This is a genomic window from Limnohabitans sp. MMS-10A-192, from assembly GCF_003063335.1.
Classification (GTDB): domain Bacteria; phylum Pseudomonadota; class Gammaproteobacteria; order Burkholderiales; family Burkholderiaceae_C; genus Limnohabitans_A.
Genome location: NZ_NERX01000001.1, coordinates 220,885 through 247,176, shown reverse-complemented (window position 1 = coordinate 247,176; position 26,292 = coordinate 220,885). Strand labels below are relative to the sequence as shown.

Sequence of the window (26,292 nt, the reverse complement as noted above, 5' to 3'; positions counted from 1 at the left end):
TCCATGAACACACACGACACCATCACCTATGACGCCAGCGCCGCCCTGGTGCTGGCCACCAGCGCGCAGAAAGCCCTGGCCGATGCCACCGATTACGTGATCGACAGCCCCACGATGTTCGAACTGGCCAGCGATGACCTGAAGCGGGTGAAGGCGCTGCAGAAGGAAGTGGAAGAAAAGCGCACCAGCATCACCGGCCCACTGAATCAGGCGGTGAAAGCGGTGAATGATCTTTTCCGCGCCCCGAAGGAATACCTGGACAAAGCCGAAGCCACCCTGAAGCGGTCGATGGTGGCATACACCAGCGAACAGGAACGCCTGGCAGCCGCCGCGCGCGCCCAGGCTGAAGCCGAAGCCCGCGCGGAACGGGAACGCCTGGCACAGCAGGAACGTGAAGCCCAGGAAGCCGCCCGCCGCGCGGAAGCGGAAGCCCAGGCTGCAGCAGCAGCTGGTGATCAGGCCGCCGCAGCGAAGGCCATCCAGGAAGCGCAGGCCGCCCAGGCCCAGGCCGAAATGGCTGCCATGACTGCCAATGTGATGACCGTGGCCCCGGTGGTGGAAGCGCCAGCGAAGGTGGCCGGCATCAGCGGCCGCATGACCTACAGCGCCGAAGTGGTCGATCTGCTGGCGCTGGTGAAGGCGGTGGCCGCCGGCGCCGCACCCATCGAATGCTTGCAGGCCGACACGAAATTCCTGGGCGCCCAGGCGCGTGCTTTCAAAAAGGCTGGCGAGCTTTTCCCTGGCGTGATGGCGAAGGAAGAACGCAGCATCGCCGCCCGCGCCGCATAAGGGATGGCCATGGCACTGCTTCCCCAGCACATCAGCGACCGCCTGAAGAAAGCGGGGGCGAAAGCCTTCCACCTGCGCATGGCCGATGGCGTGCGCGGCCCCCGCGACCCCAAGTATCTGGCCCTGATCGCAGAAATCGATGCGACCACGGCCGAAGCCCGCGAATCCCTCCCGCACCTCTATCGAAAGGACACAGCATGAAGGTGAAAGTGAAAAAGCTGCATCCAGCAGCAGTGCTGCCACAGCACGCGACCAGTGGCGCCGCCTGCTTCGATCTGCAGGCGATCGAAGGCGGTGAAGTGCTGGCCCACGGTGGCACCCTGGCGTGCCGCACTGGCCTGGCCTTCGAAGTGCCGGCCGGCCACGTGATGCTGATCTACAGCCGCAGCGGCCACGGTTTCAAGAACTCAGTGCGCCTGGTGAATTCCGTGGGCGTGATCGACAGCGATTACCGTGGCGAAGTGGCCGTGAAGCTGATCAATGACAGCCCGCTGGCCTTCGGCGTGGAAGCCGGCGATCGCATCGCCCAGGCGATGGTGATCCCGGTGCCTTCGGTGGAATTGATCGAAGCCACCGATCTGGAAGAAACCGCACGCGGTGCTGCTGGCTTCGGCAGCACTGGCAGCTGAAAGGGGGCCGGCAATGACGCAAGCACAGTGGATTCTTGACGCGCTGAAGCGCGGCCCCATCACGCAAATGGATGCCTTGCATGGCTGCGGGTGCTTCCGCCTTGCATCCAGGATCAATGATCTGCGCAAGGCCGGCCACCCGATCGAAACCAAAAACAAGAACCTGCCCAACGGCAAGACCGTGGCGGAATACCACCTGAAGGAAAGGACAGCAGCATGCTGAATCAAGCGCAAATCATCGGCCACCTGGGCCGTGATCCTGAAACCCGTTATCTGCCCAGCGGCGAAGCGGTGACGAATTTTTCGATCGCCACCACCGAAAAGTGGAAGGACAAGGGCACTGGCGAAGTGAAGGAAGCCACCGAATGGCACCGGATCAATACCTTCGGCCGCCTGGCTGAAATCGCCGGCCAGTATCTGCAGAAGGGCAGCCTGGTGTTTGTGCGCGGCAAGATCACCACCCGGAAATGGACGGACAAGGATGGCATCGAAAGGTATTCCACCGAAATCCGCGCCGATGAAATGAAGATGCTGGGCGGCCGCCCCGAAGGCGATGGCCAGCGCCAGCAGCAGCCCCAGCGCCAGCGCCAGCAGCAGCCCCAGCGCCAGCGCCAGCAGCGCCAGGCACCGCAGCAGCAGCCCCAGGGCAGCGGCTTCGACGATATGTCGGATGACATACCTTTTTGATCGGGGGCCGTGATGAATGAATTCCTTTTCGATGGCCTGGCCGAAATCAAGCACCTGAACATCCGCAAGGAAGGCCCGGATGATGACAAGGCGCTGGCGGTGGATGTGAAATTCTGCGGCCGCACTGATGCAGCCCTGTGCGCATTCTTCGATCCCCAGCTGCGCGATTTCCTTTTCACGGATGAAGTGATCGCCCGCCCGATGATGGTGGAACCGATCGGCTTCACCAATGAAATCGAAAACTGCGATCTGCACCTGCTGGAAAAAACCTTCACCGGCGTGAAGCTGCGGAAGTTCAAGATCGTGCCGAAGGATGGCGGGCAGATCGAACTGACCTTCACGGCCAGCTTCATGCCGCTGCGCGATGAAGTGGCCATCCTGGCTGAATACGTGACCGATGAAATTCACGTGAATGCCCGGCCGCAGCCGCAGCTGGACTTCGGCGGGGAAGCCCAGCAGTGATGAAAGCAGCGGGGCTGGCCCTCCTTTCACCTTGGGATCGCCACCAGGGAACAAGCCCAGGATGCCTGGGCGATGCTGCCCGCCGTGATTCACAGCATCGCCATCAGGTAAAGGCGCGGCCGGCCGCAAGTGAAAAGCGCCAAATCCTGGGAACGGCCATTACGAACAAAAACACAGGGGGAAGCACCCATGCCTGAATCTGAATTTCTCACGGCCGAAGAACTGGCCGAAATCACCGGCTACAAGCACCCAGGCAGCCAGAAGGAATGGCTGGATGCCAATGGCTGGAAGTACGTGCTGAACGCGGCCAGGCGCCCGATCGTGGGCCGCTGGTTCGCCCGCATGCGCCTGGCTGGCGTGCAGCCCACAGCCACCGGCGGTGCCCAGCCTGCCTGGCAGCCGGACTTTTCCGTCCTTCAATGATCGGGTAACGTCAGCACCATGCGCCCCAAAACCACAAACCGCGATCTGCCCCCCAGGATGCTGCGCCGCAAGCGCACGCTGAAATCCGGGAAGGTGTGGGAATCGTTCTATTACGCCGGCCGGCGTGAAGATGGCACGCGCGTGGAAATCCCCCTGGGGCACGATCTGAATGATGCGAAGCGCCGCTGGGCCGAACTGGAATGCAAGGCGATCCCGGCCGACACTGGCTTGCTGCGCTTCATCTTCGACCGATACGAAAAGGAAATCATCCCGGCGAAGGCACCGGCCACCCAGCGCGACAACCTGGGCAGCCTGAAATTTCTGCGCAAGGTATTCGATTCCGCCCCCATCGATTCGATCACGCCGCAGATCATTGCGCAGTACCGCGACCAGCGCGGGAAGGTGGCGCCGGTGCGCGCGAATCGGGAAATCACGCTGCTTTCGCATGTGTGGAATATGGCCCGCGAATGGGGCTTCACTGCGAAGGAAAACCCGGTCAAGGGCGTGCGCAAGAACAAGGAAACGCCCCGCGATTATTACGCCGATGACGTAGTGTGGGCCGCTGTGTATAAGGCCGCCTGCCAGGAATTGCAGGATGCCATGGACTTGAATTACCTAACCGGCCAGCGCCCGGCCGATGTGCTGAAGATGCGCATGGCCGATCTGAAGGATGGCGCCCTGGAATTGCAGCAGAACAAAACGAAGAAAAAGCTGCGCATCCTGCTGGATGATCCAGAAGGCGGGCGCACCCAGCTGGGCCTGCTGGTGGATCGCATCAGGGGCCGCAAGGTGGCCACGCTGTTCCTGGTGGCCACGCCTGGTGGCGCACCGCTGAATAAATGGACGCTGCGCACGCGCTTCGATGAAGCCAGGGCGGCCGCTGCGAAGGCTGCAGCCGAAGCTGGCGATGAAGGGCTGGCCGCGCACATCCGCGACTTCCAATTCCGCGACATCCGCCCGAAGGCAGCCAGCGAAACCGATCTGGCGCACGCATCGAAGCTGCTGGGGCACACCGACAAGCAGATCACCCGAACGGTTTATCAGCGGGTGGGCGAAACGGTGCTGCCCACGAAATGATCCAGGCGCACCTGGAATGCAAAACGGCCCCGATCAAGGGGCCGCTTTTCTTCCTGGCGGAAGCGGTGAGATTCGAACTCACGGATGCTTTCGCATCGGCTGTTTTCAAGACAGCTGGGTTAAACCACTCCCCCACGCTTCCAAAATCTGCCCCCTGCTGCCAGGGGGGATGCGGAAATGATTTCCGCAAGTTGCGGAAACTCCGCAAAAAAGTGCTGCATTTTCAAGGGCTTGCCACTGGATGCACCAGCTTTCAAGACCGTTGCAATCGACCACTCTGCCACGCTTCCTTGGAGTGAGATTGTAGCGGGTTAAAACGCAGGTTTTCCCCTTCCCACCGTCCTACCCACCAAAACCGACTCAAGCGGTATTCAACATGCCCCGTTTTTCGATGAAGGTCACCACCTCGGCCAAGCCATCGAGGGTTTTCAGGTTGGTCATGACCCAAGGGCGCGTTTCGGGGTTGGGGCGCATCCGGTCGGTGTCGGCCCGCATCACTTCCAAATCAGCGCCCACATGCGGGGCCAGGTCGGTCTTGTTGATGACGAACAAATCGCTCTTGGTGATGCCGGGGCCGCCTTTGCGGGGGATCTTTTCGCCAGCGGCCACGTCGATCACGTAGATGGTCAGGTCGGAGAGTTCCGGGCTGAAGGTGGCGGCCAGGTTGTCGCCGCCGCTCTCGATGAAGACCACATCTGCGTTGGGAAACTTCTCGAGCATGCGATCGATCGCTTCGAGGTTGATTGACGCGTCTTCGCGGATAGCGGTGTGCGGGCAACCGCCGGTTTCAACGCCCATGATGCGCTCGGCGGGCAGAGCCCCGCTCACGGTGAGCAGGCGCTGGTCTTCTTTGGTGTAGATGTCGTTGGTGATGGCGATCAGGTCCCAGCGCTCGCGCATGTTTTTGCACAGCATCTCCAGCAGCGTGGTTTTGCCGGAGCCCACAGGCCCGCCAATGCCCACGCGCAGGGGTGGCAGTTTTTTGGTGCGGTGGGGGATGTGATGCAGTGCGGAAAAAGATGTGTTCATGATCGGAAGATGCGGGAGTATTGGGTTTCGTGACGAGAAGACAAGATGGCCAGCATGGGGCTGAAAGCTTGGCGGTCTTGGTCGTTCAAGTGAATGGCGGTGTGCACCGCCACAGGGATTTCTCGGGTCAATCGCGCCAGCATGCGCTGCCCGGCGCTTTGGCCCAGGGGCACGGCCTTGAGTGCGGCTTGGGTCATGTTTTCGGCCCAGCCAAAGGCGACCGCTTGCAGGGCCTGGTCCAGCGGAGCCTTTGCCAGAGACAAAGCCAGCGCCATGGCCAGCGGGTAGGTGGGGGGCAGTTGGGCGCAGCATTGCAGTTGGGCTTCGCTGGCTTGTTGCAGGTTGCGCAGCCAGTCGAGCAAGGAGCGGCCCATTTGCTCGGCTTGCAAGCGCATTTCGGCGGTTTCGCGGGTGGCCATCACCCAATCGTTCAGCGCTTGCAGGCGGGCGGTGTCGTGGCACTGCCAGGCGGGAATGGCTTGCGCCATGACCGCCATGTCGCCGCGTGACTGCGTCAGTTGCAGTTGGTCCACCACCCAGTCGGTGGCGCTGGCTTCGTTGTGCACCAGGCCTTGCTCAATGGCGGCCTCCAGACCTTCGGAATACGAGAATCCTCCGATGGGCAGCGCAGGCGATGCGAGCCAGATCAGTTGCAGCAGGCCTGTAGGCGCAGTGTCAGTGGTCATGACCGCAGCCGGGGCCGTGCACATGGGGTTCAGCGGGGGCTGAGCGGATCGGGATGGCGATGCGCTTGCCTGCGACCGGCGTGGCTGCTGGGGCCGCATGTTCGTGCTGGCAGTCGGGGCCGTGCACATGCGGCGTGTTGTTGGTGGCGTGTTCAAGGCCCGCATGCGCATGGCCGTGTTTATGGCTGTGCCCATGCCCATGCCCATGTGAAGATGCACCGTGATCGCCATATGCACCACTTTCAGGCTCGAAGGGCTCAGACACCTCCAGCACCGTCATGTGCATGGCGCGCAGCATATCGGCCAGCACATGGTCGGGCTCGATCTTCAGGTGGTCGGGTTTGAGCTCGATCGGCACATGGCGGTTGCCCAAGTGGTAGGCCGCGCGGGTCAGGTCGAATGGGGAGCCGTGTTCGCTGCAAACGGTGATGCGCAGCACAGTTTGGGGCGCCGCATCTACCCGCACCAGCGAGCCGTCTTCGGCCACCAGCACGTCGCCGCCGCGCACCACGGTGCCACGCGGCAAGAACACACCCAGGCTACGGCCCGTGTTGTCGGTGGCGTCAAAGCGGCTTTTTTGCCGGGTGTCCCAGTCGAGCGTGATGGTGCTGGCGCGCTTGACCAGCACACTGGCCAGGCCACGGCCTTGCGGCATGAGTTTGGAGCAAATGAGCAGAGCGGACATGGGCGTTCAGAACAAAAAGTAGCGTTGCGTCATGGGCAGGCTGGTGGCTGGTTCGCACACCAGCAACTGACCGTCGGCGCGCACCGCGTAGGTTTGAGCATCGACTTCCATGCGGGGCGCGTAGTCATTGTGGACCATGTGCTTTTTGCCAATGTTTCGCACGTTTTTGACCGCCGACAAGGTTTTGGCCAGACCGTAACGCGCACCAATGCCCGCCTGCAAACCGGCTTGCGACACAAAGGTCAGCGAGCCCCGTGACAGCGCACCGCCAAAGCTGCCAAACATCGGGCGGTAGTGCACCGGTTGTGGTGTGGGGATGGACGCGTTCGGGTCGCCCATGGCGGCCAGCGCGATGAAGCCGCCCTTCAGGATGAGCGCGGGTTTGACGCCGAAGAAGGCAGGCTTCCAGATCACCAGGTCAGCCCATTTGCCCACTTCGATGCTGCCCACTTCGTGGCTCATGCCGTGCGCGATCGCGGGGTTGATCGTGTACTTGGCGATGTAGCGTTTGACGCGGGCGTTGTCGTGGCGGTCGGTGTCGCCCGGCAGGCTGCCGCGCTGCTGCTTCATCTTGTGGGCGGTCTGCCAGGTGCGGATGATGACCTCGCCCACCCGGCCCATGGCCTGGCTGTCGCTGCTCATCATGCTGATCGCGCCCAGGTCGTGCAGGATGTCTTCGGCCGCAATCGTTTCTTTGCGGATGCGGCTCTCGGCAAAGGCCAAGTCTTCGGCAATCGCCGGGTCCAGGTGGTGGCAGACCATCAGCATGTCCACATGCTCGTCGAGCGTGTTGATGGTGTAGGGCCGTGTCGGGTTGGTGGACGATGGCAACACATTGGCCTCGCCCACCACTTTCAAGATGTCTGGCGCATGCCCGCCGCCCGCGCCTTCGGTGTGAAAGGTGTGGATGGTGCGGCCCTTGAAGGCGGCCACGGTGTCTTCCACAAAACCCGACTCGTTGAGCGTGTCGGTGTGGATGGCCACTTGTGTGTCGGTTTCTTCTGCCACGGTCAGGCAGTTGTCGATGGCCGCAGGCGTGGTGCCCCAGTCTTCGTGCAGCTTCAAGCCAATCGCGCCCGCACTGATTTGCTCATGCAGCGCGGCGGGCAGGGCTGCATTGCCCTTGCCCAGAAAGCCCAAGTTCATCGGGAAGGCATCGGCCGCCTGCATCATGCGTTCGATGTTGAAGGGACCCGGTGTGCAGGTGGTGGCGAAGGTGCCGGTGGCGGGGCCCGTGCCGCCACCCAACATGGTGGTCACGCCGCTGGCCAGCGCCTCGTCGATCTGCTGGGGGGCGATGAAATGGATGTGCGAGTCGATGCCGCCTGCGGTGACGATCAGGCCTTCGCAGCTGATGATCTCGGTGCCGGGTCCGATGATGATGTCGACACCCGGTTGTGTGTCGGGGTTGCCCGCCTTGCCAATGGCGGCAATGCGGTTACCACGCAGGCCAATGTCGGCCTTGACGATGCCCCAGTGGTCGATGATGAGCGCGTTGGTCAACACGCAGTCCATCGCACCCTCGGCGTTGGTGCGCTGCGATTGCGACATGCCATCTCGGATGGTTTTGCCGCCGCCGAACTTGACCTCTTCACCGTAACCTCCGGCTTGCAGCGTGAAGTCTTTTTCGACCTCGATGACCAAGGCCGTGTCGGCCAGGCGGACGCGGTCGCCCACGGTGGGGCCGAACATTTCGGCGTAAGCGCGTTTGTCGATGTGGGCCATTTCAGAGTTTCCCTTGCGTTAAGCCACGAAAGCCATACACCACCCGGTCGCCTGCGTAGTCCACCAGTTCCACGGTGCGTTGCTGGCCGGGCTCAAAGCGCACGGCCGTGCCCGATGCAATGTTCAAGCGCATGCCACGCGTCTCAGCGCGGTCAAAGCGCAGGCCCGCATTGGTCTCGGCAAAGTGGTAATGCGAGCCCACCTGAATGGGGCGATCGCTGGCGTTTTGCACCACCAGGGTGCAGGTGCGGCGGCCCACATTGATCGGGTGTGTGCCGCTGTCAATCAAAAGTTCTCCGGGTGTCATCAGGGCCTCACTTGCCGCGGCCGATGAACCAGGCGGCCAGCGCCATGGCACCGAAGGCCACAAAGCCCCAAGCGTCGGTGCTGTGCCAGTGCGAGCCACTCAGGCCGTGTCCGTCGTGCGCCATGGCCTTGGCCGCTGCAGTGGCAATGAAAAGCGTTGTGAGATTTTTCATGGGAATGTCTCCAAGTGGGTCGGGCTGAGAGGGGTGTTCAAACGATAGGTTGGTGCACGGTCACCAATTTGGTGCCGTCGGGAAATGTGGCTTCGACCTGGATGTCGGGGATCATTTCGGCGATGCCATCCATCACATCGGCACGCGTCAAAACGGTGCGGCCTTCGCTCATCAGTTCGGCCACAGTCTTGCCGTCCCGTGCGCCTTCCATGACCGCGGCGCTGATCAGCGCGATGGCTTCGGGGTAGTTCAGTTTCAGGCCACGGGCCTTGCGGCGCTCGGCCAAAAGTGCCGCCGTGAAGATCAGCAGCTTGTCTTTTTCGCGAGGGGTGAGTTCCATATTGGTGCGTGCTTGGGAAGTGAATCGGTGCGATGGGGTCAATGTAGCAAAGAGCATGCCTCTTTATAGGGAGGGTGCCATTTCCCTAGCGCATGGCTGGGGAATTTTGTGGTGCATGCGGGTGTTTGAAAAAGTTGGCACGGCGATTGCAAGAGAGGTTTCAGCGTTGCAAGCGCTCCGCCCTTTTTTGAATCCATTTACTTTCCTGATTGGAGTGATCACATGATGAACCGTCGTGGCAATCTCAAAGCCCTCGCTACTGCTGCAGCCCTCGTTGCTGGCAGCTTGACCTTTGTATCGCAAGCTCAAGCGCAAGCGGGCAACACCATCAAAGTGGGTGTGTTGCACAGCCTGTCCGGCACCATGGCCATTTCCGAAACCGTGTTGAAAGACACCGTGCTCATGGCCATCGACGAGATCAACGCCAAGGGCGGCGTGCTGGGCAAGAAGCTCGAGCCCGTGATCGTGGACCCGGCCTCCAACTGGCCTTTGTTCGCTGAAAAAACCAAACAGCTGCTCGGTCAAGACAAAGTCTCGGTCATCTTCGGTTGCTGGACTTCGGTGTCACGCAAATCGGTCCTGCCGGTCGTCGAAGAAATGAACGGCCTGCTGTTTTACCCCGTGCAATACGAAGGTGAAGAGCTGAGTAAAAACGTGTTCTACACCGGCGCTGCGCCCAACCAGCAAGCCATTCCTGCCGTGGATTACCTGATGAGCAAAGAAGGCGGCGCGGCCAAGCGTTGGGTTTTGCTGGGCACCGACTATGTCTACCCCCGTACGACTAACAAAATCTTGCGCGCTTACCTGAAAAGCAAAGGCGTGGCTGACAAAGACATCGACGAAAAATACACCCCGTTTGGTCACAGCGATTACCAGACCATCGTGGCTGACGTGAAAAAATTCTCAGCCGGTGGCAAGACCGCTGTGGTGTCCACCATCAACGGCGACTCCAACGTGCCTTTCTACAAGGAACTGGGCAACGCTGGCCTGAAAGCCAAAGACGTGCCCGTCGTGGCCTTCTCGGTGGGTGAAGAAGAGCTGCGCGGTGTGGACACCAAACCATTGGTCGGTCACCTGGCGGCATGGAACTATTTCATGTCCATCAAGAACCCGGCCAACGACGAGTTCACCAAAAAGTGGGCGGCTTATGCCAAGGCCAAAAACATCGCCGGTCACAAAGACAAGCCTTTGACCAACGACCCGATGGAAGCCACCTACATCGGTATCAACATGTGGAAGCAGGCGGTTGAAAAAGCCAAGTCCACCGACACCGACAAAGTGATCGCCGCCATGGCCGGTCAAACCTTCAAGGCACCGAGCGGCATCACCAGCAAGATGGACGAGAAGAACCACCACCTGCACAAGTCGGTGTTCATCGGTGAGATCAAGGCCGACGGCCAGTTCAACGTGGTGTGGAAAACACCCGGTCCTGTGAAAGCCAAGCCATGGAGCCCCTTCATCCCTGGCAACGACGTCAAGCCTGACGAACCTGTCAAGAAGTGATCGGGTCCAAATGTCATTCCTGCGCAAGTGGGAATCCATGAAAGCCAAGGAGATGGATCCCCGCGTTCGCGGGGATGACAAAACATCCGAATGTCATTCCCGCGCAGGCGGGAATCCATCTCAAGTCCGAGCTTGCCTTGGCGAGAAAATGCTGAACATGAGATGAGCAAAATGAAAAGATGGATTGTGAAAGGCGTGTTGATCGCCAGTGCGGTGTGGGGCCTGTCGGCTGCACATGCTCTGACGATTCAGGAGGCCCGAGGCATCGCGATTGGAGAGAGCGATGCGCGTGTGCAAGCCTTGGCCAAAGCGGTGGCCCAAGGCGATGAAAAAACGGCAGCCTATTTGCAAGCGCTGGCCGACGATGTGGTCAAAATTGCCAAAGACCAGGTGCTGGTCGTGCGCGACGGTCAGGGCCTGGACCCGGTTACGGGCCAAGCGGTGGCTGTGCCCCCGCATGCCGAAGACGTGATGCTGAACAACCGTTTGCGTGGCGAGCTGGACACCGCCTTGGCCGCCCTCAAGTTGTTCAGCCCCGATGTGAAGGTGCGCCGCCTGGCCGCCTTGTCGCTGCTTAAAGAGCCCGACGCCAGCCGCGCACCCTTGCTGAACAAGGCATTGGCGGCCGAACAAGACGAGACCGTCAAGAGCCTGGTGCGCCAGGCACGTGCGGCGGCACTGCTCAGCAGCGATGTCCCCAACGACCGCTTGCTGGCCGCCCAGGAGTTGGCTGCCAGCCAGCAACCCGAGACCTTGCTGCTGCTCAACCAGCGCTTGGCAGAAGAACAAGACCCTTCGGTCAAAAAACAAATTCAAACCTCTTTGGCCACTGTGCAGCAGGGCCTGCGTTGGGGCGAGCGACTGGGCACCTTGTTCACTGGGGCCAGCTTGGGTTCCATCTTGCTCTTGGTGGCCTTGGGCTTGGCCATCACCTATGGCTTGATGGGCGTGATCAACATGGCGCACGGTGAGCTGATGATGATCGGTGCCTACGCCACTTACGTTGTGCAAGCCTTGTTTCGCGAATACCTGCCCGGTGCTTTTGACTGGTATTTGCTGGCGGCGGTGCCTTTGGCTTTCATCACCTCGGCCCTGGTGGGCGCGGTGATGGAGCGCACCGTGCTCAAGCATTTGTATGGCCGTCCACTCGAAACACTGCTGGCCACTTGGGGCATCAGCCTGGTGTTGATGCAAGGTGTGCGCAGCTTGTTTGGCGCGCAAAACGTCGGTGTGGAAAACCCCTCTTGGATGAGCGGGTCATTGGCCTTGCTGCCCAACTTGCAATTGCCTTGGAACCGTGTGCTCATCATCGTTTTTGCAGCCGCCGTTCTGGTGGGCATGGCCTTGCTGATTGGTAAGACGCGCTTGGGCCTGTTTGTGCGTGGCGTCACGCAAAACCGCCCCATGGCTTCATGCATGGGCGTCAACACCGCCCGCATTGACACCTACGCCTTTGCGCTGGGATCGGGCATTGCAGGACTGGCCGGATGCGCCTTGAGTCAGGTCGGCAACGTCGGCCCTGATCTGGGCCAAAGCTACATCGTGGATTCGTTCATGGTGGTGGTCTTGGGCGGCGTGGGCCAGTTGGCCGGCACCGTGTATGCCGCGCTGGGCTTGGGCCTGGTCAACAAGTTGCTCGAAGGCTGGACCGGCGCTGTGCTGGCCAAGATCTGCGTGCTGGTGTTCATCATCATCTTCATCCAGAAGCGCCCCCAAGGCATCTTCGCGATGAAGGGTCGCAGCGCGGAGGCATGACCATGACTGCATTCACATTACCTCAAGCCGCGCCCTTGCTGACGCGTAAAGCCTGGTCGGTGTTTTTGCTGGCGCTGATCGTGGTCGGTGTCGTGGCACCGGTGTTCAACTTGCTGGTGCCTGCGGGCAGCGCTTTCCACCTGAGTGACTACGCCATTGCCTTGATCGGCAAGATCATGTGTTACGCCATCTGTGCGTTGGCCATGGACCTGATCTGGGGCTACACCGGCATCTTGTCGCTGGGCCACGGTTTGTTCTTCGCTTTGGGCGGCTATGTGATGGGCATGTACCTCATGCGCCAGATCGGCCAAGACGGCAACTACAAAAGCAACTTGCCCGACTTCATGGTCTTTCTGGATTGGAAAGAGTTGCCCTGGCACTGGATGCTGTCGGACAGCTTCATCGCAACCTTGTGTTTGGTGGTGCTGGCGCCAGGCTTCATCGCCTTCGTGTTCGGTTACTTCGCCTTCCGCTCGCGCATCAAAGGGGTGTATTTCTCGATCATCACCCAGGCCATGACCTATGCGGCCATGCTGCTGTTCTTCCGCAACGAAACCGGCTTTGGTGGCAACAACGGCTTCACCGATTTCAAACGCATTTTGGACCTGCCGATTGCCACACCCGGCATGCGCATGGTGCTGTTTGTCATCACTGGCCTGACCTTGCTGGGCTTTTATGTGTTCTCGCGCTGGTTGGTGGGAAGCAAATACGGCCGCGTGTTGATGGCGATCCGCGATGCCGAAACGCGTGTGATGTTCTCGGGCTATTCGCCACTGCCTTACAAGCTGAGCATCTGGGTCATTTCGGCCGTGATGTGCGGCATCGCCGGGGCCTTGTATGTGCCGCAAGTGGGCATCATCAACCCGGGTGAGATGAGCGCGGCCAACTCGATCGAGATCGCGGTGTGGGCCGCAGTGGGTGGCCGTGGCACTTTGATCGGCCCCATTGTGGGCGCATTCCTGGTCAACGGGGCCAAGAGCTGGCTCACGGTGACTGCGCCCGAGTTTTGGTTGTACTTTTTGGGGGCGCTGTTCATTGCGGTCACTTTGTATCTGCCTCAGGGCGTGGTCGGTCTGATCACCAAACTCAAAAACAAGAAAGGCGGTGCCGCATGACGCCCGACCTGCTGAAAAAAGGCGCTGAGCGCGTGGCCGAACACGCCAAGCTGGTGGCCGAATCGACCGAGTCCGGTGGCCGCAGCGCAGGCTATGGCCGCGTGGTGCAAGACGCGAATGAAGTGGATGTGACCCATGGCCGCATCCTGTACCTCGAAGACGTGAGTGTGAGCTTTGACGGCTTCAAGGCCATCAACAAGCTGTCGCTGGACATCGCGCCAGGCGAGTTGCGTTGCATCATCGGCCCCAACGGCGCGGGCAAGACCACGATGATGGACATCATCACCGGCAAAACCCGTCCGGACGAAGGTAGCGTGTACTTTGGCAGCACCATCGACTTGTTGCGACACAACGAGCCCGAGATTGCCCAACTGGGCATTGGCCGCAAGTTCCAAAAGCCCACAGTGTTCGAGCATTTGACGGTGTTTGAAAACCTGGAGTTGGCACTCAAAACCCCCAAGGGGGTGAAGGCCTCGATGTTCTTCAAGCTCGACTCACGCCAGAGTGACCGCCTGGCCGAAGTGCTGCACACCATCCACTTGGCCGATAGCGTCAGCAAGCCCGCGGGTCTGCTCAGCCACGGCCAAAAGCAGTGGCTGGAGATTGGCATGCTGCTCATGCAAGACCCCAAATTGTTGCTGCTGGATGAACCCGTTGCCGGTATGACCGACCACGAAACCGAGCGCACCGCCGAGCTGTTTTTGACACTCAAAGGCAAGCACTCGCTCATGGTGGTAGAGCACGACATGAGCTTCATCCGCACCATCTCGGACATCGTCACCGTGCTGTGCGACGGCTCGGTGCTGGCCCAGGGCACGCTCGATCAGGTGCAAGCCGACGAGCGGGTGATTGAGGTCTATTTGGGACGTTGATGGATTGGCGCGGCATGTTTTTGTCATTGCGAGGAGCTTGCGACGCGGCAATCCAGCTGGAACGATCGCAAAAGGCTTTAGCGCCAGACCCACTGTAGCTGCTGGATTGCCGCGCTTCGCTCGCAATGACGATGAGGTGGGATGCAATGATGAATTGCACCCATCAGACATTTAATGAGGTTTTCAATGCTTGAAGTCAAAAACATTCACCAATACTACGGCGGCTCCCACATCCTGCGCGATGTGAGCCTGAACGCGCAGCAAGGTCAGGTCACGGTGCTTTTGGGCCGCAACGGCGTGGGCAAGACCACACTGCTCAAAAGCCTCATGGGCCTGGTGCCGACCAAAAGCGGCAGCGTGCTGCTGGATGGCAAAGACCTCACCAGCGCCAAACCTTACGAACGTGCCGCAGCCGGTATTGGCTACGTGCCCCAAGGCCGAGAAATTTTTGCCCGATTGACGGTGGAAGACAACTTGCTCATGGGGTTGGCCACACAGCCGGGTGGAACACCGATCCCACCCGAGTTGTTTGAACTGTTCCCGGTGCTCAAACAAATGCTGCACCGCCGTGGCGGTGACTTGTCTGGCGGGCAACAACAGCAACTGGCCATTGCCCGCGCCTTGGCGGCCAAGCCGCGTTTGCTGATCCTGGACGAACCCACCGAGGGCATTCAGCCCAGCATCATCAAAGACATTGGCCGTGTGATCCGCCAGCTTGCCGACGTTGGCCTGCAAGGCCAGCGCATGGCCGTGTTGCTGTGCGAGCAGTACTACGACTTTGCCGAGGAACTGGCCGACCAGTATGTGGTGATGGAGCGCGGCGAAGTCATTGCTCGCGGTCCAGGCAGCGAGATGAAGGAAAAGAACATTCAGCAGTTGGTGGCAATTTGATCAAAGCGCCATTTGGACATTGTGCGAAGCGCATTGATCCAGATTACGGCGGTTTCAAGGGCATAGTGCCCAATCTATCACCGTACTGGATTGCCGCGTCGCTTCGCTCCTCGCAATGACCGCCCATGTACAGCATGTGCGCTGAGCGGTACCGCTGATTTTGGGTCATTGCGAGCGAAGCGCGGCAATCCAGAATCACAGATTCCAAAGCCTTGGCACCGTGCCGCTCATGCCCCACATCTCATGCCGCCAAGCGGCCCACACTTGCCGCAGCAACTGCATGGCCGGCTCGGTCACAGGTGACAGCACGCGCAGCACAATGACCTGTTTGTGCGGTGAGGTAGCGCCTGCGGTGAGGCGTAGTTGTGATCCTTCCAGCAGTTCGCGTGCACAGGCCAGCGCTCGCTCGGTACGCTCACTGGCGATCGCGCTGCCTGCCGCAAACACCAGCGTGGCCATGCAGCGTTGTCCTGCTAAACCCAGTGGGCTGTTCATCAGCCGTGTGTCGGTGGCGTTGATCGTGCCGCGCTCCAACCATACGCCTGGAATCTCCAGGTGTTGCCGAAACGTGCCTTGGGCAAATGGCAAGTCGGCAGCGGGCAAGCCCAGCGCGGTGATGTCCCAGGTCATCATTTCTGCGCCGGGGGCCAGCTCAAACACGGCGCGGTTGAGGCCGTCGCAGCCGTTGTAGGCAATGGCTTCCAGTGGCAGCCACTCCAGCCGTGCATCGGCGGCCACACGCGCATGCACTTGCTGCGTGGCCAGGCCAGCATCGGATCGGTAAAAGCGTGTGGCTCCAGGCGTGGTGACCAAGCCATGGGCGCCAGAGCCCACGGTCACGGTCATGTCCAGCGTGTCGCCGCCCACGAGGCCACTGGGCGGGTGCACCAGCACGTTGTGACACACCGCATCGCCTTCGGGGTAGAGGCTTTGCAAAATGCGCAGCGGCCCTTTGTGGGTGTAGCGGGCGACGCTGCGCTCGGACTCCAGCGTGTAGTCAAGGCTCAGACTGGCGTGCCAGGTCATGCCTTCACTCGCTGGCCGTTCATTCGCCTTGCGAGCCGCGGTGGGCCCAAGCGGTGGTGTGCTTTTCGATGTAGCTGAACAGTTCGTACATGACCATGGCCATGGCACCCACCACCACCAGACCCGAAAACGCCAGGCCCATCTGCATGGCCGAACCTGCCGAGATCAGCAGGTAGCCAATGCCTTCGTTGGAGGCCGTCATCTCGGACACGGTGGTGCCCACAAAGGCCAGCGTGATGGCCACTTTGAGCGAGCCATAAAAGTAAGGCATGGAGCGGGGCAGGCCGACCTTGATCAGCACGTCCCAGCGCTTGGCGCCCAGCACGCGCAGCACGTCTTCCAGCTCAGGCTCCAGTGTGGCCAGACCGGTGGCGATGTTCACCATGATCGGGAAGAAGCTGATGAGGAACGCCGTGAGGATGGCGGGGCCGATGCCGATGCCGAACCACACCACCAAGATGGGCACGAAGGCCGCTTTGGGCAGGGCGTTGAAGGCGGTCATGAGCGGGTACACGGCGGCGTAAGCCAGGCGCGAGCTGCCGATCACAAAGCCGAGCAACACGCCGACCACGATGGCAATGCCAAAGCCCACCATGGTCACCCAGAAGGTGCGCCAGGCGTGGCCTGCAATCACTTCTTTGAACTCAACCGTTTGCTGCGCGATGCGCGAGGGGCTTGGGAAAACGAATTCCGAGACGTTGAAAGCGCGGCACAGGACTTCCCAAATCAGGATGCTGAGGACCAGCAACACCCAGGGAGACCAGCGTTCCAGTGTTTTTTGTTTCATGTGGTTTGCTCCCGCTTATTGGTTGATGGTGGCGCCGGTCTTGCGCATGGCACCGATGTGGCCGCGCAGCTCGTGCACGATGTTGGTGAATTCAGGGGTGTAGGTGATCTCCAGATCACGCGGGCGCGGCAGGTCAATTTCCTTTTTCACCACAAAGCGGCCGGGGCTCTTGCTCATCACATAGACCGTGTCGGCCAGAAACACCGATTCGCGCAGGTCGTGCGTGACCAAAATCACGTTGAATTTTTGCTCGGTCCACAGGTCACGCAAGATGCACCAGAGTTCTTCGCGGGTGAAGGCGTCGAGCGCGCCAAAGGGCTCGTCGAGCAGCAGCATCTTGGGCTCATGAATCAAGGCGCGGCAGATGCTGGCGCGTTGTTGCATGCCGCCCGACAGTTGCCAGGGGAACTTGTCTTCGTAACCGGCCAGCCCCACGGTGTTGAGCAGTTTGCGGGCACGCTCCACATACTCGGCTTTCTTTTGCTTGAAGTTGGAGCGGTAGGGCTCCACGATTTCGAGCGGCAGCAGCACGTTGTCGAGCGTGGTGCGCCAAGGCAGCAGCGACGAAGCCTGAAACGCCATGCCGCTGATCTTGAGCGGGCCGGTGACGGGTTCGCCGTCGACCAGAATGCTGCCCTTGCTGGGCATCTTCAGGCCTGTGGTCAGCTTCATGAAGGTGGATTTGCCGCAACCCGAAGGGCCGACGATGGCGATGAATTCGCCTTGCTTGACTTGCAGGTTGATGTCTTCGACCGCGAAGTGGTTTTGCGCCAGCAACTCGTCGTTGTAGGCCAGCCAGACATTCTGGAAATCGACAAATGCTTCTTGGGACATGGTGTGAGCTTTGAAATGGTGTTCGAAAGTGTATACAGCGCCGATCCGGGAAAAGCCCACAGACTCCGCATGAGTTGAAGTGGGCTTTCGCGCCTGCAAGCGCTCACTTGGCACAGGAAAGGGACGCGGCCTGCCGTTGGCAGACCCGTCCCTTGCGATGCTTTACTTCTTGCCTTTGGGCAGGATGTCCAGCTCTTTGGCTGTGGGCAAGAACGAGCCATTCCAGATGTCTTCGGACTTGACGCGGGTCTTGGTGTTGAAGGCGTCGGACACTTGCGAAGCCATCAGCGTCATGCGGGGGCCGTTGATCTGGCCAAAACCTTCGGCGCGGGCCGAGGGGCTGTTGATCACGGTGTCAATGGCCAGTTGCAGGCGGCGTGTTTCCAGCGCCACGTTGATGATGCCGTCGCGGGCCTTGACCGATTCAATGGCTTTGGCCGGGTCGGCGATCACGTCTTTCGCGCCTTTGGTGAAGGCCGACAAGAAGGCTTTCACGGCAGCGGGGTTCTCTTTCAGGATCTTGGGCGAGGCGATGATCGCGTTGCCGTAGAGCTTGACGCCAAAGTCGGGGTACTGCATGACCACCACGTCTTCGGCCTTCACGCCACGCGCTTCGATGTTGAGCAGCGAGGTGAAGGTGAAGCCGGTGATGGCGTCCACGTCACCACGCACCAACATGGTCTCGCGCAATGGTGGGTCCATGGCGGTCCAGGCCACGTTGCCAATGCCGTTGGCTTTTTGGAAGATGGGGAAAGCGCGACGGCCTGCGTCAAACACGGGTGCGCCCAGTTTTTTGCCTGCCAGGTCAGCCGGGGTCTTGATGCCAGACTTCTTCAAAGCCATGACCGAAGCGGGCGTGTTGTTGTAGACCATCATGATGGCCACAGGCTTGTTGGGTGCGTCGGGGTTGTTGGCGTGGAATTCCATCAGGGCGGCCAGGTCGGCAAAGCCCAGGTCATAGGTGCCCGAAGCCACGCGGGTGACCGCGCCGCCCGAACCGTTGCCCGAGTCCACCGTCACGTCCAACTTGGCGTCTTTGAAATAACCCTTGGCTGCAGGCAGCAAGAAGAAGGCCGCTGGGCCTTCAAAGCGCCAGTCCAATTGAAACTTGATCGGCGTGGTTTGGGCTTGGGCGGTGCTGAAAGCAGCAACAGCGGCCAATGCGGCAGTGGCCTTGAGTAAGAAACGCTTGTTCATGAGGAGCTCCTGGGTCAAATAAACGGTGAATCTTGTCTAGCAAAATCGATGCCATTATTGACCACGGTCCTGACGGCTCGTGTCAGGTTGATCCCCTAGAAGCCCCCGTTTTTGGTGCGGATCAGGACCTGAATACGCACCAAAACGGGGCTAATGCTGGTTTTTCGTGCCTCAGGCGTTGGCGCAGGCCACGGCCAGCGCCGTCATGTTCAGCACGCGGCGCACAGTGGCCGCAGGCGTCAGGATGTGGGCGGTGGCCGCCGTGCCCATCAGGACCGGGCCCACCGTCACACCGCCGCTGGTGGTGGTTTTCATGACGTTGTACAAAATGTTGGCCGCGTCCAGGTTGGGGCAGACCAGCAGGTTGGCCGAACCGGTCAGCGAGCTGTCTTCGATGTAAGCGCTGCGGATTTCGGGCTGCAGGGCTGCGTCGCCGTGCAGCTCGCCATCGCATTCGATGTCGGGGTGCTGGGCCACGAACAGGTCACGGGCCAGGCGCATTTTGCGGGCCGAAGCGCGCTTGGACGAGCCGTAGCTCGAATGCGAAAGGAAGGCCACCTTGGGCACGATGCCAAAGCGCTGCACCTCTTGCGCCGCCATGAAGGCGATTTCGGCCAGTTGCTCGGCGCTGGGGTCCTCGTTGACATAGGTGTCGGTGATGAAGAGCGGGCCCTGGTTGGTCATGAGCGCGTTCACGGCGGCGTAGTTGCCTACGCCCGCACGCTTGCCCAAGATGCTGTCGATGCGCTCCAGGTGCGTCATGTAGGTGCCGGCCAGGCCGCAGATCATGGCGTCGGCGTCGCCCAGCGAGACCATCAACGAACCGATGATGGTGTTGGAGCGGCGCACGGCGGCCTTGGCCACGGCGGGGGTCGCGCCATTGCGCTTCATCAGCTGGTGGTAGTGCTCCCAATACTGGCGAAAACGTGGGTCGTCTTCAGGGTTCACGTTGTCCACGTCTACCCCCAGGCGCATGCGCAGACCCGCTTTTTCGATGCGGGTGCTGATGACAGAAGGGCGACCGATCAGGATCGGATAGGCCAGCTTTTCGTCAATGGCCATCTGCGCTGCACGCAGGGCGCGGTCGTCTTCGCCATCGGCATAGGCCACGCGCTTGGCGCCGTTGGCCACGGCCTTGGCCGCGTTGAAGATGGGGCGCATCAGCAAACCGGTTTGCGAGACAAAGCTTTGCAGCTGCTGGCGGTAGGCCTCCATGTCGGTGATGGGGCGGGTTGCCACGCCAGAGTCGGCGGCAGCCTGCGCCACAGCGGGTGCGATGCGCAAGATCAAACGCGAGTCAAAGGGCTTGGGGATCAGGTAGTCGCTGCCAAAGGTCAGGTCTTGCCCGGCGTAGGCGCTGGCCACTTCTTCGCTGATGTCGGCCTTGGCCAAGTCGGCGATCTGGCGCACGCAGGCCAGCTTCATGGCCTCGGTGATCTTGGTCGCGCCGCAGTCCAGTGCGCCCCGGAAGATGTAGGGGAAGCACAGGACGTTGTTGACCTGGTTCGGGTAGTCCGAGCGGCCGGTGGCGATGATGCAGTCTGGCCGTGCGGCCTTGGCCAGTTCGGGGCGGATTTCGGGCTCGGGGTTGGCCAAGGCCAGGATGATCGGCTTGTCGGCCATGGTCTTGACCATCTCGACGGTCATGACGCCGGGGGCCGAGCAGCCCAGGAACACGTCTGCGCCCTTGACCGCATCGGCCAAAGTGCGGTCTTCGGTCTTTTGCGCGTAGCGGGCTTTGGACTCGTCGTAACCGCCGGGGCGGCCTTCGTAGATCACGCCTTTGGAGTCGCACACAAAAATGTTGCTGGTCTTCACGCCCAGGCCCACCATCACGTCGAGGCAGGCAATGGCCGCAGCGCCCGCGCCCGACACGGCCACTTTAACAGCGCCGATGTCTTTGCCCACCAGCTCCAGGCCGTTGAGCATGGCGGCGGCCGAGATGATGGCGGTGCCGTGCTGGTCGTCGTGGAAGACCGGGATGTTCATGCGCTCGCGCAGCTTCTTCTCGATGTAGAAGCACTCGGGGGCTTTGATGTCTTCCAGGTTGATGCCGCCAAGGGTCGGTTCCATGCTGGCGATGATTTCGACCAGCTTGTCGGGGTCGCGCTCGGCCAGCTCGATGTCGAACACGTCGATGCCTGCGAACTTCTTGAACAGGCCGCCTTTGCCTTCCATGACGGGCTTGCTGGCCAGCGGGCCGATGTCGCCCAAGCCCAGCACGGCGGTGCCGTTGGTGATCACGGCCACCAGGTTGCCGCGTGAGGTGTATTCGTGCGCTTTGGACGGGTCGGCCGCGATGTCCAAGCAGGGATAAGCCACGCCGGGCGAATAGGCCAGCGAAAGGTCGCGCTGGTTGGACATGGGCTTGGTGGGGTTGACCGAAATTTTGCCGCGTGTGGGGTAGCGGTGGTAGTCACGGGCGGCGTCGCGCAGGGCTTGTTCGGCGGGGGAGAGGTTGTCGCTCATTGTTGTTGTCTCAATAGATAAAGAAAAAACAGAATGGGTGACAGCGTAACCCATTTGTCACCCGCTTTCGATGAGGATTACCCCCCTGAAAAGCAAAAGGCCAAGCACTTGGCTTGGCCTTTTGAAGTCCTGCCTTTCTGGGGCAGGTCAGCTCGCAACTCAGTGCGCTTCAGCCTGCTTGGCCGCTTCGATCGCATCGCGGTTGTCACCGCTGGCGCCGTTGAAGAACAGGTTCAGCAGCACAGCACTGATGGAGGCCAGCAAAATGCCCGACTCGATCAGGGGGTGCAGACCATGCGGCATCCACTGTTTGAAGTTGGGGGCGATCAGCGGGATCATGCCGATACCGATCGAAATCGCCACGATCATGGCGTTGAAACGGTTGTTCTTGAAGTCCACACCGCCCAGGATGCGGATGCCTGTGGCGGCCACCATGCCGAACATCACCAGGCCCGCGCCACCCAGCACCACGGTGGGCAGCGACTCGATCAGCGCGGCCATTTTGGGCAGCAGGCCCAAGGCGACCAAGATCAAACCACCGGCCACGCAGACAAAGCGGCTCTTGACGCCAGTGACGGCGACCAGACCCACGTTTTGCGAGAAGCTGGTGTAAGGGAAAGTGTTGAAGATACCGCCAATCAGCGTGCCCAAACCGTCGGTGCGCAGGCCGCGTGTGAGTGCCGCTTGATCGACCTTGGTGTCGGTCATTTCGCCCAAAGCGAGGAACATGCCGGTCGACTCGATCATCACCACGATCATGACCAAGGTCATGGTCAAAATCAGCACCGGTTCAAACACAGGCATGCCGAAGTGGAACGGTGTGACCACGTCAAACCACGCGGCTTTGCCCACTTTGTCGAAGTTCATCAGGCCCATGGCCGTGGCCACCACACCGCCGATGACGATGCCCAGCAAGACCGAAATGTTGGCCACAAAACCTTTGGCGTAACGGGCGATCACCATGATCGACACCAACACCAGTGCGGCAATGCCCACGCCGGTCAGGTCGGCATATTTGGGGTTGGGCATCTTGGGCAAGAGCGCCAGGTCTTTGGGAATGGCAGGCAAGGTGGAGCCGGGGGCGCTGGCGGCGGCAGCCGCTGCGTCCAGCCACTGCTTGTGCTCTGGCGTCACGATGCTGGGCGCTGTGGGGCCAAAGGGGTTGCCAAAAATCCAGTTGATGCCGATGCGCATCAGGCTGATGCCGATCACGGCAATGATGGTGCCGGTGACCACAGGCGGGAAGAAACGCAGCATGCGGCTGACCAACGGCGCGATCAGGATCGAGATGATGCCCGCCCCGATGATGGAGCCAAAGATCAGCTGTGCCCCCATTTCGCCGGGGTTGGCGTTGGCCATGGCCACCATGGGCGCCACGGATGCAAAGGTCACGCCCATCATGACGGGCAGACGGATACCGAACAGCTGTGTCGCGCCAAGCGACTGGATCAGCGTGACCAGACCGCAGCAAAACAGGTCGGCCGAAATCAGGTAAGCCACGTCTTGCGGGCTCAGTTTCAGGGCGCGGCCCACGATCAGGGGCACGGCCACAGCGCCGGCATACATCACCAGCACATGTTGCAGCCCCAAAGCGGCGAGCTTGCCATTGGGCAATTTCTCGTCGACGGGATGAATGGTTGAACTCATGGAGGAGGCTCCTTGACAGTAAACAGAGGGGGAAAACCCAAAGTGGCTAGATGTGTGCCTCTTTGTGTTCTAAACTGTATACAAAATTAAATGCGCTGTGGATGCGTGAAAACCCTGCCCGTCGTGCGATCGGGCAGGCTTTCAGCTCAAGCCAGCAAATCCAGCAGCGTCCGCGCCACCACCTTGGTGGCTCGGCGCACGTCTTCCAGTTGCACGCGCTCGTCGGCGCGTTTGGCGTGGCTCTCCAGCACGGTGCGGGGGCCTGCGCCGTAGATCACGCCGGGGATGCCGCGCTCCACGTACAGGCGCACGTCGGTGTACAGCGGCGTGCCCACGGCGGGGATGGCTTGCCCGAACACGGTTTGACCGTGTTTCTGGATGGCGTCGACCAGCGGTTTGTTGCCATCCAGCGGCTTCATGGCATTGGCCAGCAGCAGGCGTTTGATGTCCACCTTGAGCTGCTTGCCGCCGCGTGGTGGGTTGAAGCTCTGGACCGCACCCTCGATGGTTTGGCGAATGCTGGCTTCCACTTCGGCCGGGTTCTCTTCGGGGATCATGCGGCGGTCGAGTTTGAAGACGACCTTGCCGGGCACCACATTGGTGTTGGTGCCGCCGCTGATCTGGCCCACGTTCAAGTACGGGTGGGTGATGCCTTTGACCGAGGAGGTGGTCTTTTTGTACTCGGCGTTCAGCGCGTGCAGCGCATTCAAGATGTGCACCGCGCCTTGCAGCGCATCGGTGCCGCTGTCCGGGATGGCCGCGTGGGCCATCTCGCCTTGCACCGTCACTTCCATTTGCAGGCAGCCGTTGTGCGCGGTGACCACTTCGTAGCTGAAGCCAGCTGCGATCATCAGATCGGGCTTGGTCAGGCCTTGCGCCAGCAGCCAGCCGGGGCCCATCTCGCCGCCAAATTCTTCGTCGTAAGTGAAGTGCAGTTCCACACCGCCTTTGAGCGGGGCGTTCAACGATTCGAGCGCCCGCGTGGCAAAGGTGAAGGTGGAAAAGTCCGACTTGCTCACGGCGGTGGCGCGGCCGTACATGGCGCCGTCTTTGACTTCACCGCCATACGGGTCGTGCGTCCAGCCTTCGCCGGGTGGTACCACATCGCCGTGGGCGTTGAGAGCAATGGTGTTGCCTTCGCCGTTTTCGCTGTATCGGCGGCGCACGATCAGGTTGGTGATCGACTCCAGGCCATAGGCTTTCACGTCGGCAGCGGGCACGGCGTGCTTTTCTGCCACAAAGCCCATGGGGGCCAGCAGCTCGGCGGTGCGCTCGGCGTGGGGCGCGTTGTTGCCGGGTGGGGTGTCGGTGGGCACCTGCACCAGCGCTTGCAAGAACTTCACTTGCTCGTCAAAGTGCGCGTCGATCCAGGTGTCGAGTTGTGCGTATTGTTCTGTTGTGGCGGTCATGACAGTTCCGATGCGAGTTGGTTCAAAACATGGGTGAAGGCGTCGACGCACAGCTGCATGTCGTCGCTGGTGGTGGATTCGAGCGGGTTGTGGCTGATGCCCGCGTTTTCGCCGCGCACAAACAGCATGGCTTGTGGCATGACTTCGTGCAGCTTCATGGCGTCGTGGCCCGCGCCGCTGGGGAGTTTGAACAGCGGCACGCCCAAGGCGCTCACGGCGCGTTCCCAGCGGGCTTGCCATTCGGGGGCGCTGGGAGCAGCTGCGGCGCGCATGGTTTCTTCGGCTGTGTGACGCAGGCCGCGGCGCTCGCAGATGGCTTGCAGCTGGGCCAGCACATCGGCTTCCAGCGCATCGCGCTGCGCATCGGTGGGCGCGCGCATGTCCAGGCTGAAGGTGCAGCGACCGGGCACCACGTTGATGGAGCCGCCCGGCACATTCAGCTGGCCGATGGTGGCCACGCTGTCGCCGTCTTTCGCGGCGCGTTGCTCCATGTAGAGCGCCAGTTCCGCCACGGCGCAGGCGGCGTCGCGGCGGCGGTCCATGGGGGTGGTGCCAGCGTGGCTGGCGGTGCCGATGACCTCGCACAGGTAACGCACGCTGCCGTTGATGGACGTGACCACACCCAGCGGGATGTTCACTTCGTTGAGCACCGGGCCTTGCTCGATGTGCACCTCGACAAAGCCCAGGTATTGCGCCGGATCGCGCTGGATTTTGGGGATGTCATCCACGCACAAGCCCGCGTGCTGCATGGCCGCGCGCATGGTGATGCCGTCGGCGTCTTGCTGGTCCAGCCACTCCGGCTTGAAGTCGCCGATCAAGGCGCCCGAGCCGAGGAAGGTGGCCTTGTAGCGCTGGCCTTCTTCTTCGGCAAAGGCGACGACCTCGATGCCGAAGGGCAGACGTTTTCCTTGCTGGTGCAGCTGCTGCACGCAGGCCATGGGCACAAAAATGCCCAAGCGCCCGTCGTACTTGCCGCCGTTGCGCACGGTGTCGTAGTGCGATCCCGTGAGCAGGTATTTACCACCTGCAGCGGCCGGGTGGTAACGGCCCACCACGTTGCCCACGGCGTCGGTGTAAACCTCGTCAAAGCCACACTCGCGCATGTTCTGCGTGATGCGTTGGGCGCAGGCGCGGTGCGCGTCGGTCAGGTAAGTCACGGTGAGTTGGCCCAGTTCGGCAAAGCCGGGGTCTGAGTGCTGGGCCAGCTTTTCTTGCCAGTCCCACACTTGGTGGCCCAGCGTGGGCTCCACGCCAAACTTGTCGTTCAGGCGGATCTCGACGATGCGGTGGATGTTGCGCAGGCACTCAGCCAGCTCAAACTCGGGGTGGCCATGCAGACGGCGCTCAAAGGCGTCGATGATCTGCTGCTTGTTGTAGCCCACGCCACGCGGGCCGCGCACGGCCAGGATGAAGGGCCAGCCGAATTTGGCGTTGTAGTCGGCATTGAGTTTTTGAATCTTGGCGAACTCTTCAGCGGTGCAGTCGGTCAGGCCCGCCTTGGTTTGTTCGTTGGTCGATTCGGCCGTCAGCGTCTTGCTGACCATGGCCTTGCCCGCCAGCTCCGGGTGAGCGCGGATCAGGCCCAGCTGCGCGTCGCGCCCGGCGTGTGCCAGCACCTCGCACATGGCGTGTTTGAGGTGGGCCAGCGATTTGAACGGCCGCTCGTTGAGCGCCTGTTCGGCGATCCAGGGCGAGTGTTCGTACAGGCCGTCGAGCATTTGCGCTGCATCGGCGTGCGATGCGCTGTTGAGTTGATCCAAGGTCAAGGGCATGGGA

At 61.1% G+C, this 26,292-nt stretch carries 28 protein-coding genes and 1 tRNA gene; 13 read left to right on the top strand and 16 right to left on the bottom strand.

Annotation, left to right across the window (positions count from 1 at the left end):
* Window positions 1-3: 3 nt before the first annotated feature.
* From B9Z43_RS01235 to B9Z43_RS01200, 8 genes are all read left to right on the top strand, one after another.
* Entirely contained in the window at window positions 4-789 is a 786-nt protein-coding gene (locus tag B9Z43_RS01235) for a hypothetical protein (protein WP_108322345.1), read from the top strand.
* Window positions 790-798: 9 nt separating this feature from the next.
* Entirely contained in the window at window positions 799-990 is a 192-nt protein-coding gene (locus B9Z43_RS01230) for a hypothetical protein (RefSeq protein ID WP_146186067.1), read from the top strand.
* Window positions 987-1,418, top strand: coding sequence for a dUTP diphosphatase (dut, locus tag B9Z43_RS01225; RefSeq protein ID WP_108322343.1), 432 nt, complete (start codon window positions 987-989; stop codon window positions 1,416-1,418). The genes B9Z43_RS01230 and dut overlap by 4 nt, the downstream gene beginning before the upstream one ends.
* 13 nt (window positions 1,419-1,431) lie before the next feature.
* A complete protein-coding gene (locus B9Z43_RS01220; RefSeq protein ID WP_108322342.1) occupies window positions 1,432-1,641 on the top strand; it encodes a helix-turn-helix domain-containing protein in 210 nt (69 codons plus the stop codon).
* Window positions 1,635-2,105, top strand: a complete 471-nt coding sequence (locus tag B9Z43_RS01215) for a single-stranded DNA-binding protein (RefSeq protein ID WP_108322341.1) — start codon at window positions 1,635-1,637, stop codon at window positions 2,103-2,105. Before B9Z43_RS01220 ends, B9Z43_RS01215 begins: the two co-directional genes overlap by 7 nt.
* A gap of 12 nt (window positions 2,106-2,117) precedes the next feature.
* Complete coding sequence (locus B9Z43_RS01210; RefSeq protein ID WP_108322340.1) at window positions 2,118-2,567, top strand: hypothetical protein; 450 nt, start codon at window positions 2,118-2,120, stop codon at window positions 2,565-2,567.
* 189 nt (window positions 2,568-2,756) lie between these two features.
* Entirely contained in the window at window positions 2,757-2,990 is a 234-nt protein-coding gene (locus B9Z43_RS01205) for a DUF4224 domain-containing protein (RefSeq protein ID WP_108322339.1), read from the top strand.
* 18 nt (window positions 2,991-3,008) lie between these two features.
* Complete coding sequence (locus tag B9Z43_RS01200; RefSeq protein ID WP_108322338.1) at window positions 3,009-4,067, top strand: tyrosine-type recombinase/integrase; 1,059 nt, start codon at window positions 3,009-3,011, stop codon at window positions 4,065-4,067.
* 54 nt (window positions 4,068-4,121) lie between these two features.
* Here the strand turns inward: B9Z43_RS01200 and B9Z43_RS01195 are convergent.
* The 8 genes from B9Z43_RS01195 to B9Z43_RS01165 form a co-directional block, all read right to left on the bottom strand.
* Window positions 4,122-4,209 (bottom strand) — tRNA-Ser (locus B9Z43_RS01195).
* Between the two features lie 218 nt (window positions 4,210-4,427).
* Window positions 4,428-5,096, bottom strand: coding sequence for an urease accessory protein UreG (ureG, locus tag B9Z43_RS01190; RefSeq protein ID WP_108322337.1), 669 nt, complete (start codon window positions 5,094-5,096; stop codon window positions 4,428-4,430).
* Window positions 5,093-5,782, bottom strand: coding sequence for an urease accessory protein UreF (locus B9Z43_RS01185; RefSeq protein WP_108322336.1), 690 nt, complete (start codon window positions 5,780-5,782; stop codon window positions 5,093-5,095). The genes ureG and B9Z43_RS01185 overlap by 4 nt, the downstream gene beginning before the upstream one ends.
* A complete protein-coding gene (gene ureE / locus B9Z43_RS01180) occupies window positions 5,772-6,458 on the bottom strand; it encodes an urease accessory protein UreE (protein WP_108323048.1) in 687 nt (228 codons plus the stop codon). The genes B9Z43_RS01185 and ureE overlap by 11 nt, the downstream gene beginning before the upstream one ends.
* 15 nt (window positions 6,459-6,473) lie before the next feature.
* Window positions 6,474-8,192 carry an urease subunit alpha gene (ureC, locus tag B9Z43_RS01175; RefSeq protein WP_108322335.1) on the bottom strand — a complete coding sequence of 573 codons (1,719 nt, stop codon included), beginning with the start codon at window positions 8,190-8,192 and terminating at the stop codon, window positions 6,474-6,476.
* Between the two features lies 1 nt (window position 8,193).
* A complete protein-coding gene (locus B9Z43_RS01170; RefSeq protein WP_108322334.1) occupies window positions 8,194-8,499 on the bottom strand; it encodes an urease subunit beta in 306 nt (101 codons plus the stop codon).
* Window positions 8,500-8,506: 7 nt separating this feature from the next.
* Window positions 8,507-8,671, bottom strand: coding sequence for a hypothetical protein (locus B9Z43_RS17110; RefSeq protein ID WP_158270041.1), 165 nt, complete (start codon window positions 8,669-8,671; stop codon window positions 8,507-8,509).
* A 37-nt stretch (window positions 8,672-8,708) separates the two neighbouring features.
* The gene (locus B9Z43_RS01165) at window positions 8,709-9,011 is read right to left on the bottom strand and encodes an urease subunit gamma (protein WP_108322333.1); all 303 of its coding nucleotides are present in this window, start codon (window positions 9,009-9,011) and stop codon (window positions 8,709-8,711) included.
* A gap of 225 nt (window positions 9,012-9,236) precedes the next feature.
* Between B9Z43_RS01165 and urtA the strand changes: the two genes are divergently transcribed.
* The 5 genes from urtA to urtE all read left to right on the top strand — a co-directional run bounded on the left by urtA (window position 9,237) and on the right by urtE (window position 15,147).
* Window positions 9,237-10,514: an urea ABC transporter substrate-binding protein gene (gene urtA, locus B9Z43_RS01160; protein ID WP_108323046.1), complete on the top strand. Its 1,278-nt coding sequence runs from the start codon at window positions 9,237-9,239 to the stop codon at window positions 10,512-10,514.
* Between the two features lie 171 nt (window positions 10,515-10,685).
* Window positions 10,686-12,269, top strand: a complete 1,584-nt coding sequence (urtB, locus tag B9Z43_RS01155; protein ID WP_108323044.1) for an urea ABC transporter permease subunit UrtB — start codon at window positions 10,686-10,688, stop codon at window positions 12,267-12,269.
* A gap of 2 nt (window positions 12,270-12,271) precedes the next feature.
* Window positions 12,272-13,384: an urea ABC transporter permease subunit UrtC gene (gene urtC, locus B9Z43_RS01150; RefSeq protein ID WP_233249955.1), complete on the top strand. Its 1,113-nt coding sequence runs from the start codon at window positions 12,272-12,274 to the stop codon at window positions 13,382-13,384.
* The gene (gene urtD, locus B9Z43_RS01145; RefSeq protein ID WP_108322331.1) at window positions 13,381-14,256 is read left to right on the top strand and encodes an urea ABC transporter ATP-binding protein UrtD; all 876 of its coding nucleotides are present in this window, start codon (window positions 13,381-13,383) and stop codon (window positions 14,254-14,256) included. The genes urtC and urtD overlap by 4 nt, the downstream gene beginning before the upstream one ends.
* A gap of 186 nt (window positions 14,257-14,442) precedes the next feature.
* Entirely contained in the window at window positions 14,443-15,147 is a 705-nt protein-coding gene (gene urtE, locus B9Z43_RS01140) for an urea ABC transporter ATP-binding subunit UrtE (RefSeq protein ID WP_108322330.1), read from the top strand.
* 195 nt (window positions 15,148-15,342) lie between these two features.
* On the opposite strand, the gene B9Z43_RS01135 is transcribed toward urtE, so the two are convergent.
* From B9Z43_RS01135 to uraD, 8 genes are all read right to left on the bottom strand, one after another.
* Window positions 15,343-16,173 (bottom strand): urease accessory protein UreD, encoded by an 831-nt coding sequence (locus B9Z43_RS01135; RefSeq protein ID WP_108322329.1) that lies wholly within the window; start codon window positions 16,171-16,173, stop codon window positions 15,343-15,345.
* Window positions 16,174-16,192: 19 nt separating this feature from the next.
* Window positions 16,193-16,960 (bottom strand): ABC transporter permease, encoded by a 768-nt coding sequence (locus tag B9Z43_RS01130; protein ID WP_108322328.1) that lies wholly within the window; start codon window positions 16,958-16,960, stop codon window positions 16,193-16,195.
* 15 nt (window positions 16,961-16,975) lie between these two features.
* Complete coding sequence (locus B9Z43_RS01125; RefSeq protein WP_108322327.1) at window positions 16,976-17,794, bottom strand: ABC transporter ATP-binding protein; 819 nt, start codon at window positions 17,792-17,794, stop codon at window positions 16,976-16,978.
* A 162-nt stretch (window positions 17,795-17,956) separates the two neighbouring features.
* Window positions 17,957-18,991 carry an ABC transporter substrate-binding protein gene (locus B9Z43_RS01120; RefSeq protein ID WP_108322326.1) on the bottom strand — a complete coding sequence of 345 codons (1,035 nt, stop codon included), beginning with the start codon at window positions 18,989-18,991 and terminating at the stop codon, window positions 17,957-17,959.
* A gap of 171 nt (window positions 18,992-19,162) precedes the next feature.
* Window positions 19,163-21,460, bottom strand: coding sequence for an NADP-dependent malic enzyme (locus B9Z43_RS01115; protein ID WP_108322325.1), 2,298 nt, complete (start codon window positions 21,458-21,460; stop codon window positions 19,163-19,165).
* 159 nt (window positions 21,461-21,619) lie between these two features.
* Entirely contained in the window at window positions 21,620-23,107 is a 1,488-nt protein-coding gene (locus tag B9Z43_RS01110) for a nucleobase:cation symporter-2 family protein (RefSeq protein WP_108322324.1), read from the bottom strand.
* A gap of 146 nt (window positions 23,108-23,253) precedes the next feature.
* Window positions 23,254-24,516: a M20/M25/M40 family metallo-hydrolase gene (locus B9Z43_RS01105; protein ID WP_108322323.1), complete on the bottom strand. Its 1,263-nt coding sequence runs from the start codon at window positions 24,514-24,516 to the stop codon at window positions 23,254-23,256.
* Complete coding sequence (gene uraD, locus B9Z43_RS01100; protein WP_108322322.1) at window positions 24,513-26,288, bottom strand: 2-oxo-4-hydroxy-4-carboxy-5-ureidoimidazoline decarboxylase; 1,776 nt, start codon at window positions 26,286-26,288, stop codon at window positions 24,513-24,515. Before uraD ends, B9Z43_RS01105 begins: the two co-directional genes overlap by 4 nt.
* Window positions 26,289-26,292: the final 4 nt, after the last annotated feature.

Bases quoted from the DNA above. Each gene is read 5' to 3' on its own strand.
- B9Z43_RS01235 (WP_108322345.1), top strand. From the start codon at position 4: ATGAACACACACGACACCATCACCTATGACGCCAGCGCCGCCCTGGTG.
- B9Z43_RS01230 (WP_146186067.1), top strand. From the start codon at position 799: ATGGCACTGCTTCCCCAGCACATCAGCGACCGCCTGAAGAAAGCGGGG.
- dut (WP_108322343.1), top strand. From the start codon at position 987: ATGAAGGTGAAAGTGAAAAAGCTGCATCCAGCAGCAGTGCTGCCACAG.
- B9Z43_RS01220 (WP_108322342.1), top strand. From the start codon at position 1,432: ATGACGCAAGCACAGTGGATTCTTGACGCGCTGAAGCGCGGCCCCATC.
- B9Z43_RS01215 (WP_108322341.1), top strand. From the start codon at position 1,635: ATGCTGAATCAAGCGCAAATCATCGGCCACCTGGGCCGTGATCCTGAA.
- B9Z43_RS01210 (WP_108322340.1), top strand. From the start codon at position 2,118: ATGAATGAATTCCTTTTCGATGGCCTGGCCGAAATCAAGCACCTGAAC.
- B9Z43_RS01205 (WP_108322339.1), top strand. From the start codon at position 2,757: ATGCCTGAATCTGAATTTCTCACGGCCGAAGAACTGGCCGAAATCACC.
- B9Z43_RS01200 (WP_108322338.1), top strand. From the start codon at position 3,009: ATGCGCCCCAAAACCACAAACCGCGATCTGCCCCCCAGGATGCTGCGC.
- ureG (WP_108322337.1), bottom strand. From the start codon at position 5,096: ATGAACACATCTTTTTCCGCACTGCATCACATCCCCCACCGCACCAAA.
- B9Z43_RS01185 (WP_108322336.1), bottom strand. From the start codon at position 5,782: ATGACCACTGACACTGCGCCTACAGGCCTGCTGCAACTGATCTGGCTC.
- ureC (WP_108322335.1), bottom strand. From the start codon at position 8,192: ATGGCCCACATCGACAAACGCGCTTACGCCGAAATGTTCGGCCCCACC.
- B9Z43_RS01170 (WP_108322334.1), bottom strand. From the start codon at position 8,499: ATGACACCCGGAGAACTTTTGATTGACAGCGGCACACACCCGATCAAT.
- B9Z43_RS17110 (WP_158270041.1), bottom strand. From the start codon at position 8,671: ATGAAAAATCTCACAACGCTTTTCATTGCCACTGCAGCGGCCAAGGCC.
- B9Z43_RS01165 (WP_108322333.1), bottom strand. From the start codon at position 9,011: ATGGAACTCACCCCTCGCGAAAAAGACAAGCTGCTGATCTTCACGGCG.
- urtA (WP_108323046.1), top strand. From the start codon at position 9,237: ATGAACCGTCGTGGCAATCTCAAAGCCCTCGCTACTGCTGCAGCCCTC.
- urtB (WP_108323044.1), top strand. From the start codon at position 10,686: ATGAAAAGATGGATTGTGAAAGGCGTGTTGATCGCCAGTGCGGTGTGG.
- urtC (WP_233249955.1), top strand. From the start codon at position 12,272: ATGACTGCATTCACATTACCTCAAGCCGCGCCCTTGCTGACGCGTAAA.
- urtD (WP_108322331.1), top strand. From the start codon at position 13,381: ATGACGCCCGACCTGCTGAAAAAAGGCGCTGAGCGCGTGGCCGAACAC.
- urtE (WP_108322330.1), top strand. From the start codon at position 14,443: ATGCTTGAAGTCAAAAACATTCACCAATACTACGGCGGCTCCCACATC.
- B9Z43_RS01135 (WP_108322329.1), bottom strand. From the start codon at position 16,173: ATGACCTGGCACGCCAGTCTGAGCCTTGACTACACGCTGGAGTCCGAG.
- B9Z43_RS01130 (WP_108322328.1), bottom strand. From the start codon at position 16,960: ATGAAACAAAAAACACTGGAACGCTGGTCTCCCTGGGTGTTGCTGGTC.
- B9Z43_RS01125 (WP_108322327.1), bottom strand. From the start codon at position 17,794: ATGTCCCAAGAAGCATTTGTCGATTTCCAGAATGTCTGGCTGGCCTAC.
- B9Z43_RS01120 (WP_108322326.1), bottom strand. From the start codon at position 18,991: ATGAACAAGCGTTTCTTACTCAAGGCCACTGCCGCATTGGCCGCTGTT.
- B9Z43_RS01115 (WP_108322325.1), bottom strand. From the start codon at position 21,460: ATGAGCGACAACCTCTCCCCCGCCGAACAAGCCCTGCGCGACGCCGCC.
- B9Z43_RS01110 (WP_108322324.1), bottom strand. From the start codon at position 23,107: ATGAGTTCAACCATTCATCCCGTCGACGAGAAATTGCCCAATGGCAAG.
- B9Z43_RS01105 (WP_108322323.1), bottom strand. From the start codon at position 24,516: ATGACCGCCACAACAGAACAATACGCACAACTCGACACCTGGATCGAC.
- uraD (WP_108322322.1), bottom strand. From the start codon at position 26,288: ATGCCCTTGACCTTGGATCAACTCAACAGCGCATCGCACGCCGATGCA.